This is a genomic window from Actinopolymorpha alba DSM 45243, assembly GCF_000373925.1.
GTDB classification, from domain to species: Bacteria; Actinomycetota; Actinomycetes; order Propionibacteriales; family Actinopolymorphaceae; genus Actinopolymorpha; species Actinopolymorpha alba.
Genome location: NZ_KB892758.1, coordinates 76254 through 83829 on the forward strand (window position 1 = coordinate 76254; position 7576 = coordinate 83829).

Sequence of the window (7576 nt, forward strand, 5' to 3'; positions counted from 1 at the left end):
AGCCGGTCCAGTCAGATGCGGCTGGCGATCGTCGTCAACCAGGCGCTGGGGGAATCGACGGTAGGCGCAAAGGGTGGGCCGTACCACCAACCAGGCTATGGCTGCTCTCTCGTTTCGAGGTCCAGGTCGAGCGGCACCTGGTCTGGTGGTAGGTCCCGGATCCTCAGGAACCGTACGGCGTGCCGCCACCTCTGTCCGCGATCCGTTGCAAGGTCGGCGCTGATTTCCACGACGACGGTCGGCTCTACCTGCACGTACCGGTTGGGTCCGCCCCGCCAATCGAGTGTCAGTTCCTTCGGCCACGGGTGCCTCTTCGGTTGCTCGGGCGAAAATCAGTTGGTGGGCTTGCCGAACCAGCGGGAGAGGTGGTCGTCCAGGTCCTGCTGATCGTCGCCGGTCCAGGCGATGTGGCCGTCGGGGCGTAACAGGACGCACGGAACGTCCAGTACCGCAGTGGGATCGGCGAGGTAATCGACCCGGTCTGACCAGCCGCCGACGGTCAGGCGTTCGGTGCGGTCCAGCAGCAGGCCGCGGCCGTGGTGCAGCAGACCGTAGAGGTGGCCCTGTTTCAGGTCGATGTCGCGCAGGCGGCGGCCGAGCAGGTCGGGGCCTTCGCCGAGGTCGTAGCGGATGCCGATCGCGGTGATCTTCTCGATCAGATAGCGGTTTACCTCGTCGAGGTCCATCAGTTCGGTGAGCAGCCTGCGCACGGCCTGCGGGCCTGGTTCGGTGGACAGCAGTTCCATCTGGGCGCGGGTGTTGTCCAGCACGTCCTCGGCGACTGGATGACGTTCGGCCTGGTAGGTGTCCAGCAGTGTTTCCGGTGCCCAGCCGCGGATCTGTGCGGCCAGTTTCCAGCCGAGGTTGAATGCGTCCTGAACGCCCAGGTTGAGGCCCTGTCCGCCGGTGGGTGGATGGATGTGTGCCGCATCGCCGGCCAGCAGCACCCGCCCGACCCGATAACGTTCGGCTAGCCGGGTGGCATCCCCGAAGCGGGACAACCAGCGCGGGGAGTGCACACCGAAATCGGTTCCGGCGATGGCGCGCAGCTGTTGTTTGAACTCCTCGAGGGTGGGCGGTTCCGCGCGATCGCTGACTCCCGCGACGGGGACTACGACACGATAGACCCTTTCGCGGAGGGGTCTGAGACTGAAAATCTTGTTGGTCTCGTGGATTTCGGTCACCTTGGCGGCGATCTCCTCCTGCGGCACACCCACTTCCAGCTCGCCCATCAGCGTCTCGGTCCGCGAGGGCTCGCCGGGGAAGCCGACGCCGAGCAGTTTGCGCACCGTACTGCGCCCGCCGTCACAGCCGACGAGATAGCGCGAACGCAGCTGCTCACCGTCGGCCAGCTCGACGGTCACACCCTCCTCGTCCTGCTCGAAATCGGCCACCGCACAACCGCGCCGGACCTGCGCACCCAGTTCGATCGCATGTTCTTCGAGCAGGTGAACGATGACCGGCTGCGGGATGCCCAGCAGATAGGCGTGCGCGGAATCCAGGTCCTTGGGCGCGGGTTTGGTGATGGCGGCGAAGAATCCGCCGGCCGGGCGCTGTCTTCCGTGTTCGAGAATGCGATCCAGCAGTCCGCGCATTGCCGTCAGCTCGATACTGCGAATATGCAGACCGACTATGCGGACGAACGACACGGGCTCGGTTTCCTTCTCCAGAACGAGTACCCGCACATCGTGCAGCCGCAGTTCGGCGGCCAGCATCGCACCAGTCGGCCCGCACCCGGCAATGATCACGTCGAACATGAGGGGCGCGCGATCAGCGCCGGAGGCCGACGACCGGAGTCCGGGACCGTCGCCCACGGTGAAGTCGCGCTCGACCATATCGTTCGACGACGGCTCGGCGGTGAACTGCGGAGAGTCCATAGGTGTTGCCTTTCGGGAGTGCCTGTTGTTGAGGCGCTCCCGGCGACACCTACGTCAATCGCCCGACCGTGATGGGAAGGGGGAGCACCCACATCGATACAGCGTTCATGGGTCTCACCTCCTCGGGCGGTGTCACGGTCCACCGCAAGCTACAAGCCCTGCCATCACCCCGTCCAATCCTTTCCCAGCCACGTGATCACGACTCCGAACGGGCCCGTGCGGTTGCAGGGCGAATCCGGCGTAGCGGCCCGGCTGGTCCCAGTCACGGTCGACGCTGTCGAGGCCGCAGACGATGAGCCTCGGACTCCCCAAACCCTGGGCGCGGTTTGCCTGACTTCACTTGATCCTGGACAGATCGGCCTCGGTTGATCCTTGACCCCGCCGACACGACGCTCACGGCCGGCATGTGCGGAAGCAGCGGGGGAGAGTAGGGACCCTGCGCAATTCCCGACCCGGGCGGATCAGCACGCAATCAGCCCTATTTACCGGAGTGCAGGTCACACGCTTGCCAACGCGCAGCACTCGCACGTGCCGCCGCCTCTAGACGATCAACGTACTCTCGCCACCATTGTTCGTCCGCGCTCGCGGCGGGTGGTTGCGGGCAGGCGGCACGCAACCGGCCATGCGGACGAGGGTACGGGCCCCGACCTCCCGGACCAAGCCAAGCCTCCGGCCAAACCCTCCGCCCCTTGCTCGAGTGGTTCCTGTCCTGCCTTCAGTCGCCGGTCAATGGCAGGGGACCGCGCTCGAGGACCTCGGCGAGACGCCGTGCTGTAGCGGTGAGAGCGGCCTGGTTTCGGGTCCACACGTTCCACCCCAGATGGGTGAAGCCGATATGCAGCTCATAGCAGTGGTGGCGGGCAGCGGCGTCGAGGAGGGCGCTGGGCTCGGCCAGCACGCTCGGGTCCCGCAGCAGCCCGGACAGCGGGTCGGCAGCGGCGATCCCGGGGTGGAACGGCGCCCAGAAGCTGCACCAGGCGGCATCGAAGAGGAAGTCGCCCCGCACCGAACACTTCCAAGACAGCACCGCTTCGACCCGGTTGGCGTCCTGACTCACCAGCACGTTGCCGTGCAGCAGATCGCCGTGTACCAGGTCACGACGCTCCGGGCAGGCATCGACCAGGGCCGACACCCGCTCGGTGACCGCCGCGGCTAGCGCGGCCAGCTCCCGGTCGCCAGCCAGGGCGGTACTCCATCCGTGTACCAGTTTCGCAGGATCGTCGACCAGGCCAGCGAGGAGGAACTGCCGCCAGCTCCCGGCGGACCCGCCTGCCTGGTGCCAGACCACCGGGGAACCTGGACACTGCGGCACACGGTAAAGAGCGACGAGCAGGCGGGTGAGGGTGGGGGCGAGCGCATCGGCCAGCTCCACCGGGGTGTCCTCCAGGAACCGCCCGTGGTGACGCACCGAGATGGCATAGGCCCGTCCGGACGGGGTAGTGCCCACCTCCCGGACTTCCGGCACGGGCAGATCTGGGCCGCCGAAGGCCATAGCCATCCGGTCAGCCTCATACCAGGCCGCCTCCTGACCGAAGCGGACTACCAGCTCCTCGCCGCCCGCCCGGTAGGCCCACGCCGATGACCACGCTCCGCCCGAAAGTGCCTCCACGGCCACTGCAGCACCAGGCCGTCCGGCCAGGAACGCCACGACCTCCTCCTGGCTCAGTTCCTCGACGCCCATCACGCCATTATCTGCCCATATCAGCCGGCGCCTCGACCTCAGGTCGCCCCAAAGGATGCACCGGAGAGATGGCGCAGGTCATTGACGCCAACGACGACGCTAACGGCCCCAGCCAATGCCGGCCGCGACACCCAGCACCAAGATCACGATGAGCGACGTTGACCGAGACGATCGTGACCGAGGTGATGGCCGAGCTGGCTGAGCTCGAGGACCCGAAGATGCGCGAGGTGAACGAGAGACACGGTGACGATCACGGTGTGAACCTCAGCAAGCTGCGCGCGCTCGCGAAGCGGCTGAAGACGCAGCAGGAACTCGCGTGCCAGCTCTGGGAGACGGGTGACACCGCGGCGAGACTGGTGGCGATCCTGATCTGCCGCCCGAAGGCGTTTGAGCGTGACGAGTTGGACGTCATGTTGCGCAAGGAGAACCGGCGTTGCCCCCTGCACCCCGAGCCCTCGTTCCGAGAGAGACACCGCAAAGTGTCGACCTGCCGAACGTCGCGTGTTGCGGCCTTCGGCGCCCGTGTGGCGGGTCGGCAGGGCCGGGGATCTGCAGCCGGTCACGTAGCTGTACGACGATCTGGCCGTGGCCTAGTGTCGCATAATTGAATGTTCTTTACTTTGATCGCTGGAGTGCGGCATAATTGACTTATGCTCACGAAGGATCAGCGTAGCGAACTAGGGTCCGTGGTGTCTGTTGGGTATGACGGTTCGGTGTCGTCGCGGGCGCAGATGGTGCTGGCATGGCACGATGGGGAGAGTGTCGCCGGCATTGCGGAGCGGTTCAAGACAACTAAGCCGACGGTGTACAAGTGGGTGGATCGATTCACCGAAGGTGGCGTTGCGGCGCTGGAAAGTCGTAAATCGACGGGTAGGCCTCGATCTATATCTGGTTCGGTGCGGTCGCGGATTGTGGCGTTGACGAAACGGCCCCCACCGAAAGAAACGGGGCTGACCCACTGGTCCACGCAGGAGATGGCCAAATACCTGAAACGTCATGAAGGCATCAACGTCTCCCACAACTTCGTTGCCGAGCTGTGGCGTGAGCACGGACTGAAACCGCACCGGCAGGGCACGTTCAAGACCTCCACCGACCCGGAGTTCACCGCGAAAGTGGTCGACATCGTGGGCCTGTACCTGAACCCGCCCGCGGGGGCGATCGTGTTGAGCTTCGACGAGAAGACGCAGGTCCAAGCGCTAGACCGGACCCAGCCGCTGCTACCGATCAGCTTCGACAAGACCGAGAAGCGCACCCACGACTACATCCGCCATGGCACCACCAACCTGTTCGCCGCACTCGAGGTACTGACCGGCAAAGTCATCGGACAAAGCTTCCAAAGGAAGCGCACCAAAGAATTCCTGCGCTTCATGGATCGAGCGACCAACCAGTACCCCGCCAACCAAGAGATCCATGTGATCCTGGACAACCTGAAAACCCACAACAACGCCGACGTCGACAAGTGGCTCGCCAAGCACCCGAACGTGACCTTCCACTTCACCCCGAAAGGTAGCTCCTGGATCAACCAGATCGAAACCTGGTTCGGCATCATCACCCGACAATCCATCCGGCGCGGCACCTTCCACTCCGTCGCCGAACTCATCAAACACATCAACGACTACATCGACCACTGGAACGAAGACGCCGAACCATTCGAATGGACGGCCACCGCCGACCAGATCCTGGAGAAAGTCGCCATGCTCGACCGCGACTACGTAAAACTCGTCGCCAACAACTACAACGCCAAGTAAAGACTATTCAATTACGAGACACTAGGCTCAGCACATGCGCTGGCTCGCTGTAATGTGCGCCGCGGCTCTGGCCGTCCTACTAGCGGCCTGCACTCCGGCTATCAACGGGCTGACGGGGATCAGCGTCGATCGGCAAGGCCACTTGGTCATCGTCCTCGGCTGGTGTGGTCGCGCCTCGCCAGAGCGCGCTGTCATAACCCACGATGGAGTTGACCCCCTCCGCGGTACAGACTATGTCGTTGACGCCTCCTATCAAGCACCGCGCCTCTCGGGACAGCTCGCGTCCTTCCGTGCGGACGACCCACGAGACGGGTGGAGGCTCGAAGGCAGCGCACCGAGTTTTCAGAAGGACATCACTTACAGCGCCGGCAGCGGAGGGCGACGCTTCCCCGGCTACTACAGCACGGGTGATGTGGAGTTTCGACTCAGCACCGTGGCTCGTCTTGCGCCTGGTCAAGTGTTCATACAGGACCCTCGGGAAGAGGGCCTGCCCGAGCGAATGGTGACCATGCGCGAGTTCGTTGGAATCGTGCATGATTCGTGTTGACGGTGGACCATGCATGGAGGCTCATGCAGGAATACGCGCGCACCCACGAAGGGGTAAATCTTGGCGAGTGGTGTGAGCCGTAGTCGCTGGCCGACGGTCTACTCATGCACGTGTCGAGAACCGGAGTCGTTCGGACGTGCCCCTGCGGTGCCGCCGAACATCCCGCGATGGCGTTCCCCTCGTCGAGCCAGACGGCTTCGTTGGCAGTCTCTGGGTCGACGACGATTGGGGACGTTCGTCCGCCGCACAGATTGCCCAATGGAGGTCGAGCGGGTGGTGCGGCCGAGGTCGAGGACTTGGCCTTTGCCGTCGAGGACGGCGGGGATGACATCAGCATCACAGGCCAGCAGCCGCGCGGTCTCGGCGGAGATTTGTTCGCCGCTGTCCAGTCGCGTAGCCGATTCCGGTGACGAGTTGGGCCAGTGTCATGGTGATGATGATCTGCGGCTTGGTCCCGCCACGCGTGGGTGCCTCGCCAGCAGCAAGCGTGAGATCGAGCAACTCTACGAACGCGTCACCCAGCCGCCTCGATGCGGTGCGGGTGTCGGGTCCGTTCGCGTCGGTCTTCCGTGGTCTGGCCAGCGGGTCGAGGAGCGCATTGAGGCGTGCCATCTCGTCAACGGGCAGTTGAATGCGGGCGCTGTGAAGTCCCGGGCCTGATTGGGAGAACGTGATGGATCGCTTCTGTTCGGCCCGTTTGCGTTCCCGTTCCAGCTGCTCACCGAGCCGTCGTTCGGCGTCTTCGGGATCGATGGCCTCGTACAGGTGGATCCCTAACTGCCTAAGCTCTTTCGGATCGTGGCGGGTCGCCAACTCCAGCAGGCGCGCTTCACCCTCGCGTTTCTGCTCGTCGCTGATGTCCTTGGGCAGAAGGTTGATCGACTCGTGGATGATTTTCGCGTGCAGCGCCGAGATCCTTCCTGCGGCGAGTGCCTGGCCGGTGGCTTGAAGGTTGGTCTCCAACGCCTTGGCGAGTTTCACGTCCGCGCCGATAGCCCCTGGGTGAAGGTGCAGCTTGTGCCGCAGCCACGCCGCCGTCGATGTCGCACCAGCCTGGGAGGCAAGCTCATGGGTATCCACGTCGTGGATGGTCCGAAGCCGCAGCGCTTCAGACCGACCAACGATCTTATGTGCCAGCTCCACAGCCTCGGCCCGCTCAGCATCCGTATACGACTAGATGGGGGATTCCAGAATGTCAGCGAGCATGGAATCGACCGCACCCATGAAGCCCAGCACCGGGTGCGTGGGCGGGGCGCCGGTCGTGATCTCCATAACCGGAACACTATCGGCGACCACCGACAAGAACCCGGCCCAAGGAGCCCATTCGAAGGCTCCCCGGAATGTAATTTTGGGTTGCTATGAATCGCTTTCCGTAACCCTCGTGAAGTTCACTGAATGATCCGCGGTCCCATTGAATAGACCGCCGCTCAGGTTGGCTGATACCCAAATCAACAACCGGGAGGCAGTGGAGACTTTTCCGGGTCAGGGAGCCTGTTGCTTTTTGTATTGGTCGGGAGGGCCGTGACCGGGGGCGGGCTCGCTGGCGGGTGATGTTGTGGGTTGCCGGGAGGGGCGGGTGTCGTGCTTGTCGGTGTGGCCGGGCGCCTCGCCTGAGGGGTTAGGCGGTGGCTGTGAGGTGGGGGGTGGTGATTCCTTTGGTGGCGAGTTTGACGATGTTGGTGACGGCGCAGGCGAAGGAGAACTCCGATCGGGCGGCTTTGAG

Annotated in this window: 5 protein-coding genes; 2 read left to right on the forward strand and 3 right to left on the reverse strand. The window is 64.1% G+C overall.

From position 1 onward, the window contains the following. Positions 1–332: 332 nt before the first annotated feature. A complete protein-coding gene (gene rox, locus B141_RS0119235; RefSeq protein ID WP_020576819.1) occupies positions 333–1877 on the reverse strand; it encodes a rifampin monooxygenase in 1545 nt (514 codons plus the stop codon). Positions 1878–2592: 715 nt separating this feature from the next. After that, positions 2593–3558, reverse strand: coding sequence for a phosphotransferase family protein (locus tag B141_RS45855; RefSeq protein WP_020576820.1), 966 nt, complete (start codon positions 3556–3558; stop codon positions 2593–2595). Positions 3559–3716: 158 nt separating this feature from the next. On the opposite strand from B141_RS45855, the gene B141_RS51525 reads away from it, so the two are divergent. Further along, complete coding sequence (locus B141_RS51525) at positions 3717–4166, forward strand: DNA alkylation repair protein (RefSeq protein WP_020576821.1); 450 nt, start codon at positions 3717–3719, stop codon at positions 4164–4166. Positions 4167–4208: 42 nt separating this feature from the next. Beyond that, positions 4209–5306 (forward strand): IS630 family transposase, encoded by a 1098-nt coding sequence (locus tag B141_RS0119250; RefSeq protein WP_026257367.1) that lies wholly within the window; start codon positions 4209–4211, stop codon positions 5304–5306. Between the two features lie 883 nt (positions 5307–6189). On the opposite strand, the gene B141_RS0119260 is transcribed toward B141_RS0119250, so the two are convergent. Next, positions 6190–6996: a DUF222 domain-containing protein gene (locus tag B141_RS0119260; protein WP_026257368.1), complete on the reverse strand. Its 807-nt coding sequence runs from the start codon at positions 6994–6996 to the stop codon at positions 6190–6192. Positions 6997–7576 lie beyond the last annotated feature (580 nt).

Excerpts from the sequence above, each read along its gene's own strand:
- rox (WP_020576819.1), bottom strand. The coding sequence starts at position 1,877 with ATGGACTCTCCGCAGTTCACCGCCGAGCCGTCGTCGAACGATATGGTC.
- B141_RS45855 (WP_020576820.1), bottom strand. The coding sequence starts at position 3,558 with ATGGGCGTCGAGGAACTGAGCCAGGAGGAGGTCGTGGCGTTCCTGGCC.
- B141_RS0119250 (WP_026257367.1), top strand. The coding sequence starts at position 4,209 with ATGCTCACGAAGGATCAGCGTAGCGAACTAGGGTCCGTGGTGTCTGTT.